We start from the raw sequence: 18,847 nt of genomic DNA on the forward strand, positions 1-18,847 counted from the left end.
AGCCCCCCCACGCCCCCGGCGCGGAAGCCGCCCGAGGGACGGTCGTCACGACGGAAGCCACCACCGGTCGGACGGTCGCCACCGGAGCGGAAGCCGCCGCCGGCCGGACGGTCGCCACCGGAGCGGAAGCCGCCACGGTCGCCACCACGGTCGTCACGGTTGAAGCCGCCCGAAGGACGGTCGTCACGACGGAAGCCACCACCGGTCGGACGGTCGCCGCCCGAGCGGAAGCCACCGGACGGACGGTCGCCACCGGAGCGGAAGCCGCCACGGTCGCCACCACGGTCACCGCGGTCGTCGCGGCGGAAGCTGCCACGGTCACCGCCGCGGTCGCCGCCACGGTCGTCGCGACGGTTGTCACGGCGCTCGTAGTTGCCACGGTCGTCACGGCTCTGGAACGCGGGACGCTCCTCCGCGACCGGCTCGGCCACGGCGGCCGCGACCTCGGCCTCGGCGGCCTCGACCACCTCGGCGACAGCGGCCTCCGGGTCCTCGCCGCGCTCACGCGCGGAGCGGGCGACCAGGCGGTCGGCCTCCTCGCGCAGCTCGACGGCGCGGCGGGAGAGGCGCTCCAGCTGCTTGGTGAGGTCGGCGACCTCGCGCTCGGCCTGCTTCGCGGCGTTGTTCGCGGAGTCGGCCTGGACCTGGGTCAGCGAACGGGCACCGGTGATCTCGGCGACCTCGGGGTCGAAGGCGCCGACGCCCTGGACGATGTGGCGCGAGGCGTCGACGCCCGCGTCCTCCATCAGGCGGAAGATCTGGCGGCGCTGGTGCGGGAGCGCCAGCGACACGACGACACCGGACTTGCCGGCGCGGGCGGTACGGCCCGAGCGGTGCAGGTAGTCCTTGTGGTCGCCGGCCGGGTCCACGTTCAGGACCAGGTCGATGCCGTCGACGTGGATGCCGCGGGCGGCGACGTCGGTGGCGACGAGCGCGTTGACGTAGCCGTCCTTGAAGTCGGCGAGGACGCGGGTACGGGCACCCTGCGTCATGCCGCCGTGCAGCGCGTCGGCCTTCACACCGGACTCGATGAGCTGCTCGGCGATGCGGTCGGCGCCCAGCTGGGTGCGGACGAAGATGATGGTGCGGCCCTTGCGGGCGGCGATGGCGGCCGTGACCGGCGCCTTGTCCTTCGGCTTCACGACGAGGACGTGGTGCGTCATGGTCGTGACGTTGCCCTGCGCGCTGTCGACCTCGTGCGTGACGGGGTTGGTCAGGTAGCGCTTGACCAGGGTGCCGATCTCGTTCTCCATGGTGGCGGAGAAGAGCATGCGCTGGCCGCCGCCGGGGATCTGGTCGAGCAGCTCGGTGACCTCGGGCAGGAAGCCCAGGTCCGCCATCTGGTCGGCCTCGTCGAGGACCGCGACCTGGACGTTGGCCAGGGAGCAGGCGCCACGGTTGATGATGTCGCGCAGACGGCCCGGGGTGGCGACGAGGACGTCGACACCGCGCTCCAGAGCGAAGATCTGGTTGCTCATGGAGGTACCGCCGCAGACGACCTTCATCTTGAGGCCGAGCACGTCGCCGTAGGGCTGGAGAGCGTCCGCGACCTGCATCGCGAGCTCACGCGTCGGCGTCAGGATGATCGCGCGGGGCTTCTTCTTCTCGGTGTGCCCGCCGGCCAGCGAGGCCAGGGTCGGCAGACCGAAGGAGAGGGTCTTGCCGGAGCCGGTGCGGCCACGGCCGAGGATGTCCTTGCCGGCCAGGGCGTCCGGGATGGTCGCGGCCTGGATCGGGAAGGGCGCGGTGACGCCGTTCTGGGCGAGCTTGCGCACGATGCCCTCGGGCAGACCGAGGTCGCCGAAGGTCAGGGTGGGCTCGGCGTCGGCGGCGTCGGCCTCGGCGTCTTCGTTGAAGTCTTCGGTGGAGTCCTCGAAGGAGTCATCGGACTCGTCGGACTCGTGGTTCGTCACGTCGGCCTCGAGGGCCTCGATGATCTCGTCGGTGACGACGGCCTCAAGGGCCTCGGTGACGGCGAGGGTCTCGGCGTCGACGATCTCGTTGGAGTCGTTCTCGGGCATGACGGAACGGTCAGAACTGGAAATGGACATGCGAAATGCGAAACCTTCCGGAGTCTCGGCACGCGCCCAAACTCCGTGAATCGCAAATCGACCGCCTCAATGCGGTCAGCCACGGTTGGGGAGAGTACGCGCCACGCGGCGCTCTTCGGAGTCGGCGCCGGGCAATGGGATCAAACGATCTATAACCATACGCACCCTCCCCCGGGTCTGGCAAGTCGCTCCCCCAAAGAAGGCGCTGACCTGCGGAAACACCCTCCGCCCACCGGAGCCCGGCGGGCGGATCGCCCCAGGGCCGAGCCCCTCTCGGGCCTACGGCTGCCCGCCCGGTTCGGGCGTCGGCTCCGGCTTCGGGGGCTCCGGACTCGGTGTGGGTTCCGTCACGGGCGGCGGGGAGACCGGCGGGGCGGGGCTCGGCGGCTCCGGGGTCGGGGAGGCGGGCTGGCCGCCCCCGGAGGCGCCGCCTCCGCCGGAGCCCGACCCGGAGCCGGAACCGCCCGTCGGGGGCTGCTGGGGCCCCTGGCCGCCGGCTCCGCCGCCCGGACCGGCCGACGGCGAGGGCGCCCCGGGCGGACCGGCCGGCGCGCCCGGGCTGGGGGAGGCCCCGGCCGCGCCGGAGGCGTTCCCGGGGCCTCCGGCCTTGCCGTCCTGGTTCCCCGTACCGCCCTTCGAGCCGTGGCCGCCGCCCTGGTTCGCGGCGCCCTTCCCGGACGAGGAGCCGCCGCCGGACTTGCCGCCCTGGAGGCCCGCCGATGCGGAGGGCCCGGGCTTCGCGGCGTCCTCCCCGACGCTCATGCATCCCGCGGTCGCCGCCACAGCGAGCGCGGCGACGGCGAGCCGGAGCGAGCGGGAGGGACGCGAGGAGCGGAGGGAAGCGGACAACTGGCGCACGGGGCACCTCCGGAACGCTGGCAAGGGTCCGCGATGCGCGGGTCAATGTGCCCAACTCCCTGTACCCCGTAAGGGACACGCCCCAGCACGCCCCAAGGGGGACGCGGGCCGCACCGTCAGGCGAACATTTGTCCCGCCACCTGATGACCGAGCGTGACCCCGCCCAGCCCGACCAGCACCGAGGCGCTCACGTTCGCCGCCGCCAGGAACTTCCAGCCCCGCTCGGCCAGGCGCAGCGTCTCGTAGGAGAACGTCGAGTAGGTGCTCAGCGCCCCGCACAGCCCGGTGCCGAGCAGCAGGTTCAGCCGCGAGGAGGCGGCCCCGTCCAGCACCGCCCCGGTCAGCGCCCCCAGCATCAGGGAGGCGGCCGCGTTCACCACGAAGGTCCCCCAGGGGAAGACCGAGTCGTGCCGCGCCTGCACCGCGCGGTCGGTCAGGTACCGCAGGGGCGCCCCGACGGCCGCGCCCACCATGACGATCAGCCAGTTCATCCCCGACCCGCCCCCCGCCCCGCCCGCGGACCCGACCCCGGACCCGGCCGCGGGCCGTCGCCGACCGCGCGCCGGGTGATCACCGCCGCCGTCCACACCGCGCCCAGCGCCCCGGCCACCGTGAGCCCGGCGTACGCCAGCGCGGTGCCGGCCTCGCCGGCGCCGAGGAGCCGCGCGAAGTCCACGGCGTAGGTGGAGAAGGTGGTGAACCCGCCGAGCACCCCGACCCCGAGGAAGGGCCGTACGAGGGGATGCGCCGAGCGGCCGCCCTCGCTGATCAGCACCATGAGGACGCCGATGAGCGCGCAGCCCGACACGTTGATCCAGAAGGTGCCCCACGGGAAGGCCGCGGGCGCGGCCGGCCACAGCAGTCCGACCCCGTACCGGGCCGCGGCGCCCGCGGCGCCGCCCGCCGCCACGGCCGCGAGCACCCGGCGCTGGGGTTCGGCGCGCTGCGCCGGCACGTGCAGGTCCACGTCCGGGTCGATGGCCTCGGCCCCCTCGGACGGCCGAGCCCCCTCCGACGGCCGGGCACCCTCCGACGGCCGGGTCATCCGCGCTCCGCTTCACAGGTCGCCACCGGGTCATTCTCGCGCGCCGGGTCCCGGCCCGCCGGAAACGAGCCGCCGCAAACGGGCCTCGGCACGGGAGAATGGCCCCGTGCTGGAGATGACGCGTGACGCGTTCGAAGAGCTGGTGGCCGAAGCGCTGGACTCGATCCCCGAGGAGCTGACCCGGGTCATGGACAACGTGGCCGTCTTCGTGGAGGACGAGCCCGCCGCCGACGACCCGGAGCTGCTCGGCCTCTACGAGGGGACCCCGCTCACGGAGCGCGGGGAGTGGTACGCCGGGGTGCTGCCCGACCGGATCTCGATCTACATGGGGCCGACCCTGCGGATGTGCGGGAGCACGGACGAGGTGGTCCACGAGGTGGCCGTGACGGTGGTCCACGAGATCGCCCACCACTTCGGGATCGACGACGAGCGGCTCCACGAACTGGGCTGGGGCTGAGCTGCCGGCCCGCCTCCGGCCTCCTCCGGGCTGCCTCCGGATCCTCCTGCGGCCCGCCCCTGACCCGCCCGCGGAAACCGTTTTGGCGATCGCCGCCGGGATCCCATATGCTTCTCACGTCCCCGACGCGCTGGAAAGTGCCCGGCGGGCCTTTAGCCCTCATCGTCTAGTGGCCCAGGACGCCGCCCTTTCAAGGCGGTAGCACGGGTTCGAATCCCGTTGGGGGTACGCATTACCGTGTGCGAGACTCGTCTCGCACATTGCAAGGACCTGTGGAGCAGTTGGTTAGCTCGCCACCCTGTCAAGGTGGAGGTCGCGGGTTCAAGTCCCGTCAGGTTCGCTGAAGCCGGAAACGGTTTCGTGGCTGGGTAGCTCAGTTGGTACGAGCGATCGCCTGAAAAGCGATAGGTCGCCGGTTCGACCCCGGCCCCAGCCACCAGAATCAAGAAGGCCCCGTCCATCGGACGGGGCCTTCTTCGTCATTCCCCTTCCGTGCCCGCACCCGCGTCCGCGCTCGCCGCCGCCCGGGTCCGCCGGCGCCACTGCGCCAGGCCCACGCCCGCCGCCGCCACGGCCACCGCCCCGAGCAGCGCCCAGTCCGGAACCGCGTCCGCCACCGCCTGCACCCGCTGCTCCACCGCGAACGAATCGTCCACGTCCAGCAGCCCCGGCAGGGCGCTCGCCCCGTCGTAGGCCAGGAACAGCACGCCGAGCAGGACGAAGAACAGGCCCGAGGCGAGCGAGGTGGTGTGCAGTTCGAAGCGGCCGAACGAGAAGGCGCGGCCGCGCAGCCAGCGCCGGCGGCCCAGGTCGAAGCGCTCCCAGAGCAGTGCCAGCACGAACAGCGGCACGGCCATGCCCAGTGCGTAGACCGCCAGCAGCAGGCCCCCGTAGACCGGGCTGCCGCTGACGGCCGCGACCGTCAGCACGCTGCCGAGGATGGGTCCGGCGCAGAAGCCGGCCAGTCCGTAGACCGCGCCCAGCGCGTACACCGACAGGGCGGTGGTCGGCCGGATCCTTCCCGACAGCTCGGAGAGCCGCTTCGGGGCGAAGCCCAGACCGAGGATCTGGGCGATCCCGAGCCCGATGATCAGCCAGCCGCCGAACAGCACGAGGGCCTCGCGGTTGCCGTGGAAGAACCGCCCGGCGTACGAACCCGCCGCCCCCAGCGGTACGAGGGTGGTCGCGAGGCCCGCGTAGAAGATCCCGGTGCGCGCCAGCAGCCGGGACGTGGAGTCGATGGAGTACGCGAAGAAGGCGGGCAGGAGCAGTGCGCTGCACGGGCTGAGCAGCGCCAGGAGGCCGCCGAGGAGGGCGGCCAGGTATCCGGCGTCGGTCACTTCGCGGCCGCCTGCGCCTGTGCCTTGGCCTTGGCGATGGCGGCGTCGAAGGCCGCCGCGGGCTGGGCTCCCGCGATGGGCTGCCCGTTGATCAGGAAGGACGGGGTGGAGGTCACGCCGATGCGGTAGCCCTCGTCCTGGTCCTTGCGGAGCGCGGCGGCGGCCTGTTCCCCGGCCATGTCCGCCGCGAAGCGCTCCAGGTCCGGGACCCCGGCCTCGCGCGCCAGCTCGGTCAGCCGCTCCGCGCCGAAGCCCTTCTCCTTGGCGCCCTCGGCGTACGCGGCTGCGTGGAACTGCGCGAAGCGGTCCTGCTGCCCCGCCGCCCAGGCGGCCTTGGCGGCGGCCTCGGAGTCGGCGCCGAAGATCGGGAAGTTGCGCCACTCGATGCGCAGGGTGCCGTCCTCCACGTACTTCTTCACGAGCGCGGGCTCGGTGTCGCGGGCGAACTTCCCGCAGTAGCCGCACTTGAAGTCGGAGTACTCGATCAGGACGACGGGGGCGTCGGCCCGGCCGGCGGCGAGCTTGTCCCCGGCCTCGCGCCGGGCCAGGGCCTTGAGCTGCGCGGCGGGGTCCGTGGCCGCTCCGGCCCCCGGAGTCTCCGAGGAGGCGGCCGCGGACGGCCGGGCGGCGCCGTCGGTGCCGTGATCGGGTTTGGTGGCCTGCCAGGAGACGAGGCCCAGGGTGACGGCGGCGAGGGCGACTCCGGCGGAGATCAGCAGGGGCTTGCGGGAGGAAGAGGAGGAGGAAGGGGATGCGGACATACGGGTGCTCCATGGCTGTGCGGGACGGGAGGGGCGGACGGACCGGGCGGCTGATGCGGCCGGTCCTCCTAGACCCGCATCACGGACAGCTCCAGCGGGGACGGCGCCGACTGGCCGGGCCCGCGTACGAGGACCCGTACGGCTATCGCCCGCGACGCGGCCGCCACCTCGGGCCCGGGCCGCGCGGGCGGGGCCTGGACCTGGGCCTGGTCGGACGCGGCCCGCCCCGGCAGGGCGGGTACGCCGTCCCGGCCGGGGGATCCCGGCGCGCAGGCGGGCCCGGCCGGGACGGCGGAGACGGCGAAGACCGCGCCGGGCCGGGCGGCGCCGGCTTCCGCGGGGGCCGGGGCCGCGGAGGGGGCGGCGGCCGGGGTCACGCCGGGGACGGCGGCCGGGGTCACGCCGGGGACGGCGGCCGGGGTCACGCCGGGGACGGCGGCCGGGGTAACGGCGGCCGTCGGAGCCGCCGCGACCCGGGCTGCCGCCGGGGCCGCCGCCGACTGGAAGGTCCCGGCCAGCAGGGCCCAGCCCAGGAGCACCGCGAACACGCACCGGAGGCGGCGGTTGCGGGACATCGTGGGCGGCCTCTCGCTGGGGGGGCACCGCGACGGCACCGGGACATCGCCGGGGACACGTCGGGGGGACACATCGGGGTAACACTCGGGGGACTCGTCCCGAAATGGTACGGGTCGGCCCCACAAATGCGTTCGCCACCCGGCACCTACGGGTGAGATCCTCGACCAGGTATGTCTACTTCCTTCGCCGCCCTGCAGACGCTTCTCGGTGAGATCTCCCTCCGTGACGCGCACCGCCTCGGCCGCCGCCTCGAAGGCGCGCGCCGCATCCGAAAGCCCGAGGCCAAGCAGGCCGTGCTCGACGAGATCGCCGCGGAGGCCGAAACGGCCGCCGCGCGACTGGCCGGTCGCGCCTCGCGCATGCCCGAGGTCACGTATCCCGAGAACCTGCCCGTCAGCCAGAAGAAGGACGAGATCGCCGAGGCGATACGCGACCACCAGGTCGTGATCGTCGCGGGCGAGACCGGCTCCGGCAAGACCACGCAGATCCCCAAGATCTGCATGGAGCTGGGGCGCGGGGTCCGGGGCATGATCGGGCACACCCAGCCCCGCCGGATCGCGGCCCGCACGGTCGCGGAGCGCATCGCGGAGGAGCTGAAGTCCGAGATCGGCCAGACCGTCGGCTGGAAGGTCCGGTTCACCGACCAGGTGGACCAGGACGCGACCTTCGTCAAGCTGATGACGGACGGCATCCTGCTCGCCGAGATCCAGACGGACCGCGAGCTGCGCGCGTACGACACGATCATCATCGACGAGGCCCACGAGCGGTCGCTGAACATCGACTTCCTGCTCGGCTACCTGGCCACGCTGCTGCCCAAGCGCCCCGACCTCAAGGTGATCATCACCTCGGCGACCATCGACCCGCAGCGCTTCTCCCGGCACTTCGGCGACGCCCCGGTCGTGGAGGTCAGCGGCCGGACGTACCCGGTCGAGGTCCGCTACCGGCCGCTCCTCGAAGACGACTCCGAGGACAGCGACCGCGACCAGATCACCGCGATCTGCGAGGCCGTGGACGAGCTCCAGGCGGAGGGGCCGGGCGACATCCTGGTCTTCCTCTCCGGCGAGCGCGAGATCCGCGACACGGCGGACGCGCTGGAGAAGCGCAAGCTCCGCCTGACCGAGGTGCTCCCCCTCTACGCGCGCCTCTCGCACGCGGAGCAGCACCGCGTCTTCCAGCAGCACACCGGTCGGCGGATCGTCCTGGCCACCAACGTCGCCGAGACCTCGCTGACCGTCCCCGGCATCAAGTACGTGATCGACCCGGGCACCGCCCGCATCTCCCGCTACAGCCACCGCACCAAGGTCCAGCGGCTGCCCATCGAGGCGGTCTCGCAGGCCAGCGCCAACCAGCGCAAGGGCCGCTGCGGCCGTACCTCGGACGGCATCTGCATCCGGCTGTACTCGGAGGACGACTTCCTCACCCGTCCGGAGTTCACGGACGCGGAGATCCTGCGCACCAACCTGGCCTCCGTCATCCTCCAGATGACCGCGGCCGGCCTCGGCGAGATCGAGAAGTTCCCCTTCATCGACCCGCCGGACCACCGCAACATCCGCGACGGCGTGCAGCTGCTCCAGGAGCTCGGGGCGCTCGATCCGAACGAGAAGGACCACAAGAAGCGCCTCACGCCCATGGGCCGCCAGCTCTCCCAGCTGCCCGTGGACCCGCGCCTGGCCCGCATGGTGGTGGAGGCGGACAAGAACAACTGCGTCCGCGAGGTCATGGTCATCGCTGCGGCCCTGTCCATCCAGGACCCGCGCGAGCGGCCCTCGGACAAGCAGACGCAGGCGGACCAGAACCACGCCCGGTTCAAGGACGAGACGAGCGACTTCCTCTCGTTCCTGAACATGTGGCGCTACGTCCGGGAGCAGCAGAAGGAGCGCGGCTCGTCCTCCTTCCGCCGGATGTGCAAGCAGGAGTACCTGAACTTCCTGCGGATCCGCGAATGGCAGGACATCTATTCGCAGCTGCGTACGGTCGCCAGGTCCATGGGCATCCACGTCAACGAGGCCGACGCCCCCGAGACGAGCGTGCACATCTCGCTGCTGGCCGGCCTGCTGTCGCACATCGGGCTGAAGGACACCGACAAGAACGAGTACCTGGGCGCCCGGTCCGCCAAGTTCGCGATCTTCCCGGGCTCCTCGCTGTTCAAGAAGCAGCCCAAGTTCCTGATGTCGGCCGAGCTGGTGGAGACCTCGCGGCTGTGGGCCCGGGTGAACGCCAAGGTCGAGCCGGAGTGGGTGGAGCCGCTCGCCCAGCACCTGATCAAGCGCACGTACAGCGAGCCGCACTGGGAGAAGGACCAGGCGGCCGTGATGGCCTTCGAGAAGGTCACGCTCTACGGGGTGCCGATCGTCGCGCAGCGGAAGATCAACTACGGCCGGATCGACCCCGAGGTCTCGCGCGAACTGTTCATTCGCAACGCTCTCGTCGAGGGCGACTGGCGGACCCACCACAAGTTCTACGCCGACAACCGCAAGCTCCTCACCGAGGTGGAGGAGCTGGAGAACCGGGCCCGGCGCCGCGACATCGTGGTCGACGACGAGACCCTCTTCGACTTCTACGACCAGCGGATCCCGGAGCACGTGGTCTCCGGGGCGCACTTCGACTCCTGGTGGAAGCACAAGAAGCGCGACGAACCCGAACTGCTCGACTTCGAGCGGGAGATGCTCCTGACGGAGAAGGCGGCCGGGGTCACCAAGGCCGACTATCCGGACTCCTGGATGCAGGGCCCGCTGAAGTTCCGGGTGACCTACCAGTTCGAGCCCGGCGCGGACGCGGACGGCGTGACCGTCCACATCCCGCTCCAGGTGCTGAACCAGGTCACGGACGAGGGCTTCGACTGGCAGATCCCGGGTCTGCGCGAGGAGGTGGTCACGGAGCTGATCCGGTCCCTCCCGAAGCCGATCCGCCGGCACTACGTGCCCGCGCCGAACTACGCGACCCGCTTCCTGGCCACCTCGCATCCGCTGCAGGAGCCCGTGCACGTGACGCTGGCCCGGGAGCTCCAGCGGATGGTCGGGGTCCCGGTCAGCCCCGAGGACTTCGACCTGACCCGTATCCCCGACCACCTGAAGATCACCTTCCGGATCGTCGACGAACGCCGCAAGAACCTCGCCGAGGCCAAGGACCTGGAGGCCCTGCGGCTCCAGCTCAAGCCCAAGGCCCGCCAGGCGCTCTCGCAGGCCGCCGCGGCCAGCGCCGAGCGCGAGGGCGGGGAGTCGGTGGAGAAGACCGGGCTGACGGACTGGACGATCGGCACGCTGACCAAGGTCTTCGAGACCCGCCGGGCCGGGCAGCCGGTGAAGGCGTACCCGGCGCTGGTGGACGCCGGTACGAGCGTCTCCGTACGCCTCTTCGACACCGAGGCGGAGCAGCAGCAGGCGATGCGGCTCGGCACCCGGCGCCTCATCCTGCTCAACATCACGGTGAACCCGGCGAAGTTCGCCTCGGACCACCTGAGCAACCAGCAGAAGCTGGCGCTGTCGCGCAATCCGCACGGCTCCATCCAGGCCCTGTTCGACGACTGTGCGACCGCGGCCGCCGACCACCTGATCGCGCGGCACGGCGGGCCGGCCTGGGACGAGGCGGGCTTCCGCAAGCTCTACGAGGCCGTGCGGGCCGACCTGGTGGACACGACCGTACGGACCATCACGCAGGTGCAGCAGGTGCTGGCCGCCTGGCAGGCCTGTGAGCGCCGGCTGAAGACCACGGCCAGCCTCGCCCTGGTGGCCAACGTCCAGGACGCCAGGACGCAGCTCGCCGCCCTCATGCCGGCCGGCTTCGTCACGCTGACCGGACTGCGCCGGCTGCCGGACCTGATGCGCTACCTCGTGGCCGTCGACCGGCGGCTCCAGCAGATGCCCACGGGCGTCCAGCGCGACACCACGCGCATGGAGAAGGTCCACGAGATGCGGGACGAGTACCTGTGGCTGCTGGAGCAGTTGCCGAAGGGCAGGCCGGTCCCGGCGGAGGTCACCGAGATCCGCTGGATGATCGAGGAACTGCGCGTCAGCTACTTCGCGCACGCGCTCGGAACGGCCTATCCGGTCTCCGACAAGCGCATCGTGAAGGCGGTGGACGCGGCGGCCCCGGGGCCTGCTCGGTGATCGGGTTCGACTGCACCCCCTGAGCTGCGGTACAGTCTGATTCGCAGCCGCCCAGCGGGTGCAAGTCAAGGACCTGTGGAGCAGTTGGTTAGCTCGCCACCCTGTCAAGGTGGAGGTCGCGGGTTCAAGTCCCGTCAGGTTCGCAAGATCGTCAGGGCCCGCATCCTCTGGATGCGGGCCCTGACGCGTTTCCGGGGCACGAGCGTCGGCACGGGCACGGGTGTGGGTGTGGACACGGGCGCAGGTGTGGACACGGGCCGGGCCCCCCGTTGCGCCGGATGGCCCACCAGCCCGCCCCACGACCCCGATTGGCCCCCAGCTCCCCCTGGACCCCCACGAGGCCCTTCACGGCACGCTCAGGGGCGCCTGGAGCCCCACGCGGGGCCCGCGGAGAAACCCGGGCCCGCCGCGCGGCCCGCCACGGCCTCGACGCGGCCCCACGGCGGCCCCACGGCAGGCCCCGCCGCGGACCTCACCGGGCCCGCGGAATCGCCCGTCCGGATGATGCGGTCTGCGCGGCACGTCCCTTTACGGGGTGCATTGCCTGATCCACAAGAGTGATCATCTGTGACGGGAGTCACCCCACGTGTTTTTGAGACGCACGCTTTTATGGGACTCATACGCCCACTCGATTTTATATGTGCCATTGCACCCACCCCGGCCGGCTCCGCACATCAGCTCGATAAGGCCCTGACCAGGGCATAAAAAAAGATCGCGCTGGACCCGGCGGAGTCCAGCGCGATCGAACGACTGATGAACCTGTTGGGGCAGGTCCAGTCGTTTGAAGCTGTGTGGGGCTCATCGGATTGGGGGACCCGATATAGACCCGGTAATAAGTAGTGCTGCGGAACCTCAGGCCTCGCTGCGCTGCTGCGGAATTCCCGCAAGCAGTGCGCGGACCTCAGCCTCGCGGTAGCGGCGGTGTCCACCCAGGGTGCGGATGGACGTGAGCTTGCCAGCCTTGGCCCAACGGGTGACCGTCTTCGGGTCCACGCGGAACATCGTGGCAACCTCAGCCGGGGTCAGCAGCGGCTCGGCATCAGGGGTGCGAGCGGTCATGAGCGGCCTCCTCGGGAGAACCGAACCATCTCGGTTCTTTCCTCTAAATTCTGCACCTTGGCCCACGTTGCCCGAAATGGACATACGCGGGCCGAGTCGGTTATAGGACGAACGGCTTGTCCTCGGCACTACAACTACACCATCCGTCCAGCCTCGACGGCCAAACCGATGGAATTGCCCTCCGAGGTGTTCATCAGCGGCGGAAGCCGATGGACCGTCCCATAACGGACAGTCACCCCACTGTGACGATCAGTCACAGAGCGATCAGGAGTCGTCAGACCCCCCGTAGAGTGCAATACCGAGCATTCCGCCCTTAGTTGGACGGAAGGAACCCTCCCCGGACTCCTTGTCCTATTTTGGCACGAGGGTAGGGGAAGGGCGCAAGGGTGTAGAAAGTGCGGTCCGTCACGCTTGGGCCAATGGCCCGTATCGGGACGTAGGTCCCGGAACAAAGACCCAAAAGAGGGCATCCCGGCCTTGAGCTGGCCGTTCTCTTCCGTGCTCGGCCGATCGGCGGATGGACAACCGCTTCCGGACTCGCTACCGAGGTCGTGCAGGTCACTCGGCCAGGAACCGGAACCGGCCACCTCAATTGGCGAAGAGTCTCTCCCGGACCGCCCGCCACCGCTCCGCCAGGGCCCCGTACGTCCGCGCCGCCCCGTCCCGGTCCCCGCTCCGCAGGGCCGCGAGCCCCGCCGCCAGGTCCGCCGCCGAGTGGTCGGCGTCGAGCCGCTCCGCCGGCAGCGCGTGCAGCAGCCCCCCGTAGTCCAGCTCCACCATCGAGCGGGGGTGGAACTCCTCCAGCCAGCTCCCGACCTCCACCAGCCCCTCGGCGAGCATCCCGTACCCCTCCGCCTCCCGCAGGGTCCGCAGCCCGCGCGCGAGCCGGCGCCGGGCCTGCACCATCGGCGTCCGGTAGCGCAGCAGCTCGCCCGGCACGTACTCCCGCTCCTCGTCGGACACCAGCACGAACCAGCGCAGCGGCACCTGCCACACCCCGGTGCGGATCCACGGCCGCGCATCGGGATTGCGCCCGCGCCAGAGCTCGTACTCCTCGGCCGCGCGGCGCCGGGCGGCCGCGGGCAGGGCGGCGTCGAGCACCGGGAGCGGGAACTCGGCCACCAGCTCCTGGAGCGCGAGCCAGCCGCGCAGCCTCGTACGCCAGGGGCAGACCAGCAGGACCCCGCCGACCTCGGCGGTGAAGGCGTCCGCGCTCTCGTGCGCCGGGACGCCGACCACGGGCACCCGCACCAAGTCCACCAGCGACCGTCGCAGTTCGTCCTGGGCGGTCGGGACGGTCCCGCGCCGGGCGTAATCGGCCCAGTGGGTGCGCTCGGGCTCCGGAAAGGCCGTCAGCGGCTCGTAGACACGCAGGTAGGAGGCGTAGGGGACGGCGGGGGCCGAGCGGGCGGACGGCAGCCGGGGATCGGGGGATTCGCTCACGCTCTCGTACTCCCCCGCCCCGCCCGGCGCTACTCCGGCGGGCGGTCACCCGCCCGCCTCTAACCCTTGAGTGTCCCGATCTCCGGACCGGGAGGATCGCCGGGCCCCCGAGGTCTTACGCTGCTCCCAGCGCGCCCTCCCCCACCCGCAGGGCGGGCGTCTTTCCCGCCGCATCTCTTCCATGGGAGTCACCACCGTGACCGAAATGACCGACGGCGTCCTGCACACCCTGTTCCGCAGCGAACAGGGCGGCCACGAGCAAGTCGTGCTGTGCCAGGACCGAGCCTCCGGCCTGAAGGCCGTCATCGCGATCCACTCCACCGCCCTGGGCCCCGCCCTCGGCGGTACGCGGTTCCACGCGTACGCCTCGGACGAGGAGGCCGTCCTCGACGCGCTGAACCTCTCGCGCGGCATGTCGTACAAGAACGCGCTCGCCGGGCTCGACCTCGGCGGCGGCAAGGCCGTCATCATCGGCGACCCGGACGTCCTCAAGTCCGAGGAACTGCTGCTGGCCTACGGCCGGTTCGTGGAGTCCCTCGGCGGCCGCTACGTGACCGCCTGCGACGTCGGCACCTACGTGGCCGACATGGACGTCGTGGCCCGCGAGACCCGCTGGGCGACCGGCCGCTCCCCCGAGAACGGCGGCGCCGGCGACTCCTCCGTCCTCACCGCCTTCGGCGTCTTCCAGGGCATGCGCGCCAGCGCCCAGCACCTGTGGGGCGACCCGACCCTGCGCGGCCGCAAGGTCGCCGTCGCGGGCGTCGGCAAGGTCGGCCACCACCTGGTGGAGCACCTGCTGGAGGACGGCGCCGAGGTCGTCATCACGGACGTCCGCACCGAGTCCGTGCAGCGCATCCTCGACAAGCACCCCGGCAAGGTGACCGCCGTCGCCGACACCGAGGCGCTGATCCGCGTGGAGGGCCTGGACATCTACGCCCCCTGCGCCCTCGGCGGAGCCCTGAACGACGACTCCGTGCCCGCGCTCACCGCGAAGATCGTCTGCGGCGCGGCGAACAACCAGCTCGCCCACCCCGGCATCGAGAAGGACCTCGCGGACCGCGGGATCCTCTACGCGCCGGACTACGTGGTCAACGCGGGCGGGGTCATCCAGGTCGCCGACGAGCTGCGCGGCTTCGACTTCGACCGGTGCAAGGCCAAGGCCACGAAGATCTTCGACACCACGCTGGAGATCTTCGCACGTGCGAAGGCGGACGGGATTCCGCCGGCCGCGGCGGCCGACCGCATCGCCGAGCAGCGGATGGCGGACGCCCGCACCGGGGCGCGCACCGTCTGACCCTCCCGACCCTCACGGGGCCCTTACGGGGGCTTCTGGGCGGCCCGTGGGGGCGCAGCGAGACGGAACTCACTGCGCTTCGGCGGGTCGCCCGTCAGGAAACGGCTAAAATCGCAGCTGACCAGCGAGGACGGGGTGCCTTGCTGGTACTGCACCGGGGCGCGTCATGCGGGCGGCGTACCGTATGGCCGCGGAAGCAGGTACCGTTAAACCCCTACGGACGGTCTCTCCACGGAGAGCCCGCTCCGAACCATGAACGCGTGTCAGACTCTGGGGCCGTCGAGCCCCGTCACCGAGGGGGTCGAGCCATGGGGCGCGGCCGGGCAAAGGCCAAGCAGACGAAGGTCGCCCGCCAGCTGAAGTACAGCAGCGGCGGGACTGACTTGTCGCGTCTGGCCAATGAGCTGGGCGCATCGCACACGGAACCGCTGCCTGTCAGCGAGCCGGTCGTCGATGACGAGCTTGATGATGATGATGACGAGGACGACCCGTACGCCAAGTACGCGGAGCGCTACAACAGCGATGACGACGACGAGGACGAAGAGTCCGGTCCGTCCGTCTACCGTCGCGGTGCTTGACGCGCCCATCGGCGTCGAACTCGCGGTGCGCTGATCCTCAGCAGCGGCACACAGCTTCACATGCACGGAAACCCGGTCCAGGGCATCGCCCCGGGCCGGGTTTCCGTGCTGTTCGCGCAGGTGGGAGCCCCACTGGGGGCCACCGTGGGAGCCGGTGCCGGCCGGCTCCCCGAGGTGGTCAGCCCGCGTAGTCACCGGTCATCGTGGCGCCCTCGGCGTGGTCGCCGCGGTCCAGGATCTCGCCCGCGACCCAGGCCTCGACACCCCGGTCGGCCAGGGCGGTCAGGGCCACGTCCACCGACTCCTGCGGGACCACGGCCATCATGCCGACGCCCATGTTCAGGGTCTTCTCCAGCTCCAGGCGCTCCACCTGACCGGCCTTGCCGACCAGGTCGAAGATCGCGCCCGGGGTCCAGGTCGAGCGGTCGACCGTGGCGTGCAGGTGGTCCGGGATCACCCGGGCGAGGTTGGCCGCGAGGCCGCCGCCCGTGATGTGGGAGTACGCGTGCACGTCGGCCGTGCGGGTGAGGGCCATGCAGTCCAGCGAGTAGATCTTGGTGGGCTCCAGCAGCTCCTCGCCGAGGGTCCGGCCGAGCTCCTCGACGTGGCTCTCCAGGGACATTCCGGCCCGGTCGAAGAGGACGTGGCGGACCAGCGAGTACCCGTTCGAGTGAAGACCGGAGGAGGCCATCGCGATGACGGCGTCGCCCTCACGGATGCGGTCCGCGCCCAGCAGGCGGTCGTACTCGACGACGCCGGTGCCGGCGCCCGCCACGTCGAAGTCCTCCGGGCCCAGCAGGCCGGGGTGCTCGGCGGTCTCGCCGCCGACCAGGGCGCAGCCGGCCAGCACGCAGCCCTCGGCGATGCCCTTGACGATGGCCGCGACACGCTCGGGGTGAACCTTGCCGACGCAGATGTAGTCGGTCATGAAGAGCGGCTCGGCACCGCAGACGACGATGTCGTCCATGACCATCGCGACGAGGTCGTGGCCGATGGTGTCGTACACGCCCATGCGGCGGGCGATGTCCACCTTGGTGCCGACCCCGTCGGTGGCCGAGGCGAGCAGGGGGCGCTCGTAGCGCTTGAGGGCGGAGGCGTCGAAGAGGCCGGCGAAACCGCCGAGGCCGCCCAGGACCTCGGGGCGCTGCGTCTTCTTCACCCACTCCTTCATCAGCTCGACGGCGCGGTCTCCCGCGTCGATGTCCACGCCCGCGGCTGCGTAGCTGGCACCGGTGGTCTTCTCTGTCATGACAGGAGAGAGCTTTCGTGTCGTTGCTGCGTGTGGTGCGAGGCCCTGGAAAAGCCTGAAAGGAAGGCCCCGCGCAGGTTGAGCAGGATGAGGGGGGAGGAGAGGGGCCGGGGAGGAGAGGGGCCCCGGTACGCGGGCTCGTGGGAGCCCGCGTACCGCGGCGTTGCCTCGGGCCCTACGGGCGCCGGAGGGCGTCGGCGGCGTCGGTGCCGCCCGCCAGCTCCGATTCCAGGAGCTGCTTGCCCAGGAGCTGCGGGTCGGGCAGCGCCATGGGGTACTCGCCGTCGAAGCAGGCACGGCAGAGGTTGGGCTTCTGGATGGTGGTCGCCTCGATCATCGAGTCGAGCGAGATGTACGAGAGCGAGTCCGCGCCCATCGACGTGGCGATCTCGTCGACCGTCATGCCGTTGGCGATCAGCTCGGCCCGGGTGGCGAAGTCGATGCCGAAGAAGCACGGCCACTTCACCGGCGGCGAGGAGATCCGGATGTGGACCTCCGCCGCGCCGGCCTCGCGGAGCATCTTGACCAGGGCGCGCTGGGTGTTGCCGCGGACGATCGAGTCGTCGACGACCACCAGGCGCTTGCCCCGGATGACTTCCTTGAGGGGGTTGAGCTTGAGACGGATGCCGAGCTGGCGGATCGTCTGCGAGGGCTGGATGAAGGTCCGGCCCACGTAGGCGTTCTTGACCAGGCCGACCCCGTACGGGATCCCGCTGGCCTCGGCGTAGCCGACGGCGGCGGGCGTGCCCGATTCCGGTGTCGATATCACCAGGTCGGCATCGGCCGGGGCTTCCTTGGCCAGGCGCCGTCCCATCTCGACACGCGAGAGGTAGACGTTCCGGCCGGCGATGTCGGTGTCCGGGCGCGCCAGGTAGACGTACTCGAAGACACAGCCCTTGGGCTTTGCTTCTGCGAAGCGAGAGGTCCGGAGACCGTTCTCGTCGATCGCGATCAGCTCGCCCGGCTCGACCTCGCGGACGAAGCTGGCGCCGCAGATGTCGAGGGCGGCGGTCTCGCTCGCCACGACCCAGCCGCGCTCCAGGCGGCCGAGGACCAGCGGGCGGATGCCCTGCGGGTCACGGGCGGTGTAGAGCGTGCCCTCGTCCATGAAGACGAGCGAGAAGGCGCCCTTCACCTTCGGGAGGACCTTGGTGGCCGACTCCTCGATGGTCAGGGGCTTGCCGTCGTCGTCCGTCTGGCCGGCCAGCAGGGCGGTGACCAGGTCGGTGTCATTGGTGGCCGCCACCTGGGTGGCACGGCCGTCCTGACGGGGGAGGTCGGCGACCATCTCGGCCAACTCGGCGGTGTTCACCAGGTTGCCGTTGTGACCCAGGGCAATGGAGCCGTGGGCGGTCGCACGGAAGGTCGGCTGGGCGTTCTCCCAGACGGAGGCACCAGTGGTCGAGTAGCGGGCGTGACCGACCGCGATATGACCCTGGAGCGAGCCGAGAGAGGTTTCGTCGAAGACTTGGGAAACGAGGCCCATGTCCTTGAAGACGAGGATCTGGGAACCGTTGCTCACAGCGATACCCGCGGACTCTTGTCCACGGTGCTGCAGTGCATACAGTCCGAAGTAGGTGAGCTTGGCGACCTCTTCACCCGGAGCCCAGACACCGAAGACGCCGCAAGCGTCCTGGGGGCCCTTTTCACCGGGGAGCAGGTCGTGGTTGAGTCGTCCATCACCACGAGGCACGCCCCCGAGTGTAGGCGAGATCGACCACTGGTCCGAATTGGGGATGCCCGGGAAATGTCACAGCACGCAGGGTGACGGGACCTGTTCGGAGTCCGGTCGTCTCAATATCCGGATTGCCCTGGTTGACAGCCGCCTGTCGTTTCGTACAAGCTCCGGCCCATGCAGCCTCTCGGTGACCGCACCGTCACCCTCGTCGCGCGCCGACACGTGGACCTCGTCCGTGTCGCCAGCGCCATGTGTCGCTGTTCCGCGTAGCTCCGGCTGCTTTTCCCTTTCCTTTTCTCCTTTCCCCGCCGCTTTCCGTTCGTGTTTGCTCCGCCGTGCCCTGCGCCGTCCC

16 protein-coding genes and 4 tRNA genes are annotated in these 18,847 nt (G+C 71.0%); 9 read left to right on the forward strand and 11 right to left on the reverse strand.

What is annotated here, in order from left to right; translation table 11 throughout:
• The 4 genes from ACFWNV_RS26655 to ACFWNV_RS26670 all read right to left on the reverse strand — a co-directional run.
• Nucleotides 1–2,021: DEAD/DEAH box helicase (locus ACFWNV_RS26655; protein ID WP_383951895.1), on the reverse strand; the 2,021-nt coding region annotated here is incomplete at its 3' end.
• 309 nt (nt 2,022–2,330) lie between these two features.
• Nucleotides 2,331–2,909 (reverse strand): hypothetical protein, encoded by a 579-nt coding sequence (locus ACFWNV_RS26660; protein ID WP_383951897.1) that lies wholly within the window; start codon nt 2,907–2,909, stop codon nt 2,331–2,333.
• A 116-nt stretch (nt 2,910–3,025) separates the two neighbouring features.
• Complete coding sequence (locus tag ACFWNV_RS26665; RefSeq protein ID WP_383951899.1) at nt 3,026–3,400, reverse strand: fluoride efflux transporter FluC; 375 nt, start codon at nt 3,398–3,400, stop codon at nt 3,026–3,028.
• Entirely contained in the window at nt 3,397–3,954 is a 558-nt protein-coding gene (locus tag ACFWNV_RS26670; protein WP_383951901.1) for a CrcB family protein, read from the reverse strand. The genes ACFWNV_RS26665 and ACFWNV_RS26670 overlap by 4 nt, the downstream gene beginning before the upstream one ends.
• A 106-nt stretch (nt 3,955–4,060) precedes the next feature.
• Here ACFWNV_RS26670 and ACFWNV_RS26675 point away from each other — a divergent pair, with 106 nt between their 5' ends.
• The 4 genes from ACFWNV_RS26675 (at nt 4,061) to ACFWNV_RS26690 (ending at nt 4,850) form a co-directional block, all read left to right on the forward strand.
• Nucleotides 4,061–4,411, forward strand: coding sequence for a metallopeptidase family protein (locus tag ACFWNV_RS26675; RefSeq protein WP_383951903.1), 351 nt, complete (start codon nt 4,061–4,063; stop codon nt 4,409–4,411).
• A gap of 155 nt (nt 4,412–4,566) precedes the next feature.
• Nucleotides 4,567–4,639 (forward strand) — tRNA-Glu (locus tag ACFWNV_RS26680).
• A 38-nt stretch (nt 4,640–4,677) separates the two neighbouring features.
• Nucleotides 4,678–4,751: transfer RNA gene (locus ACFWNV_RS26685), tRNA-Asp, on the forward strand.
• Between the two features lie 22 nt (nt 4,752–4,773).
• Nucleotides 4,774–4,850 (forward strand) — tRNA-Phe (locus ACFWNV_RS26690).
• Nucleotides 4,851–4,890: 40 nt separating this feature from the next.
• On the opposite strand, the gene ACFWNV_RS26695 is transcribed toward ACFWNV_RS26690, so the two are convergent.
• The 3 genes from ACFWNV_RS26695 to ACFWNV_RS26705 all read right to left on the reverse strand — a co-directional run bounded on the left by ACFWNV_RS26695 (nt 4,891) and on the right by ACFWNV_RS26705 (nt 7,087).
• On the reverse strand, nt 4,891–5,751 hold the full coding sequence (locus tag ACFWNV_RS26695) for a cytochrome c biogenesis CcdA family protein (RefSeq protein WP_383951905.1): 861 nt from the start codon (nt 5,749–5,751) through the stop codon (nt 4,891–4,893).
• A complete protein-coding gene (locus ACFWNV_RS26700; protein WP_383951907.1) occupies nt 5,748–6,512 on the reverse strand; it encodes a DsbA family protein in 765 nt (254 codons plus the stop codon). Before ACFWNV_RS26700 ends, ACFWNV_RS26695 begins: the two co-directional genes overlap by 4 nt.
• Nucleotides 6,513–6,580: 68 nt before the next feature.
• Entirely contained in the window at nt 6,581–7,087 is a 507-nt protein-coding gene (locus ACFWNV_RS26705) for a hypothetical protein (protein WP_383951909.1), read from the reverse strand.
• A gap of 171 nt (nt 7,088–7,258) precedes the next feature.
• On the opposite strand from ACFWNV_RS26705, the gene hrpA reads away from it, so the two are divergent.
• Together hrpA and ACFWNV_RS26715 are read left to right on the forward strand one after the other, a co-directional pair.
• Nucleotides 7,259–11,194 carry an ATP-dependent RNA helicase HrpA gene (hrpA, locus tag ACFWNV_RS26710; protein WP_383951911.1) on the forward strand — a complete coding sequence of 1,312 codons (3,936 nt, stop codon included), beginning with the start codon at nt 7,259–7,261 and terminating at the stop codon, nt 11,192–11,194.
• Nucleotides 11,195–11,263: 69 nt separating this feature from the next.
• Nucleotides 11,264–11,337, forward strand: a tRNA-Asp gene (locus tag ACFWNV_RS26715).
• Nucleotides 11,338–12,046: 709 nt separating this feature from the next.
• Here ACFWNV_RS26715 and bldC read toward each other — a convergent pair.
• A complete protein-coding gene (gene bldC / locus ACFWNV_RS26720) occupies nt 12,047–12,253 on the reverse strand; it encodes a developmental transcriptional regulator BldC (RefSeq protein WP_003949541.1) in 207 nt (68 codons plus the stop codon).
• Nucleotides 12,254–12,841: 588 nt separating this feature from the next.
• Nucleotides 12,842–13,696: a hypothetical protein gene (locus ACFWNV_RS26725; RefSeq protein ID WP_383951913.1), complete on the reverse strand. Its 855-nt coding sequence runs from the start codon at nt 13,694–13,696 to the stop codon at nt 12,842–12,844.
• A gap of 181 nt (nt 13,697–13,877) precedes the next feature.
• On the opposite strand from ACFWNV_RS26725, the gene ACFWNV_RS26730 reads away from it, so the two are divergent.
• Nucleotides 13,878–14,990: a Leu/Phe/Val dehydrogenase gene (locus tag ACFWNV_RS26730; RefSeq protein WP_383951915.1), complete on the forward strand. Its 1,113-nt coding sequence runs from the start codon at nt 13,878–13,880 to the stop codon at nt 14,988–14,990.
• Between the two features lie 308 nt (nt 14,991–15,298).
• Nucleotides 15,299–15,568, forward strand: a complete 270-nt coding sequence (locus ACFWNV_RS26735) for a DUF3073 domain-containing protein (RefSeq protein WP_383951917.1) — start codon at nt 15,299–15,301, stop codon at nt 15,566–15,568.
• Nucleotides 15,569–15,746: 178 nt separating this feature from the next.
• On the opposite strand, the gene purM is transcribed toward ACFWNV_RS26735, so the two are convergent.
• Both purM and purF read right to left on the reverse strand, forming a co-directional pair.
• Nucleotides 15,747–16,817: a phosphoribosylformylglycinamidine cyclo-ligase gene (gene purM / locus ACFWNV_RS26740; protein ID WP_383951919.1), complete on the reverse strand. Its 1,071-nt coding sequence runs from the start codon at nt 16,815–16,817 to the stop codon at nt 15,747–15,749.
• A 175-nt stretch (nt 16,818–16,992) separates the two neighbouring features.
• Nucleotides 16,993–18,510 (reverse strand): amidophosphoribosyltransferase, encoded by a 1,518-nt coding sequence (gene purF, locus ACFWNV_RS26745; protein ID WP_383951921.1) that lies wholly within the window; start codon nt 18,508–18,510, stop codon nt 16,993–16,995.
• 159 nt (nt 18,511–18,669) lie between these two features.
• On the opposite strand from purF, the gene ACFWNV_RS26750 reads away from it, so the two are divergent.
• Nucleotides 18,670–18,765, forward strand: a complete 96-nt coding sequence (locus ACFWNV_RS26750; protein ID WP_383951923.1) for a putative leader peptide — start codon at nt 18,670–18,672, stop codon at nt 18,763–18,765.
• Nucleotides 18,766–18,847 lie beyond the last annotated feature (82 nt).

The sequence above is a fragment of the Streptomyces sp. NPDC058401 genome, from assembly GCF_042722885.1.
Taxonomy (GTDB): domain Bacteria; phylum Actinomycetota; class Actinomycetes; order Streptomycetales; family Streptomycetaceae; genus Streptomyces.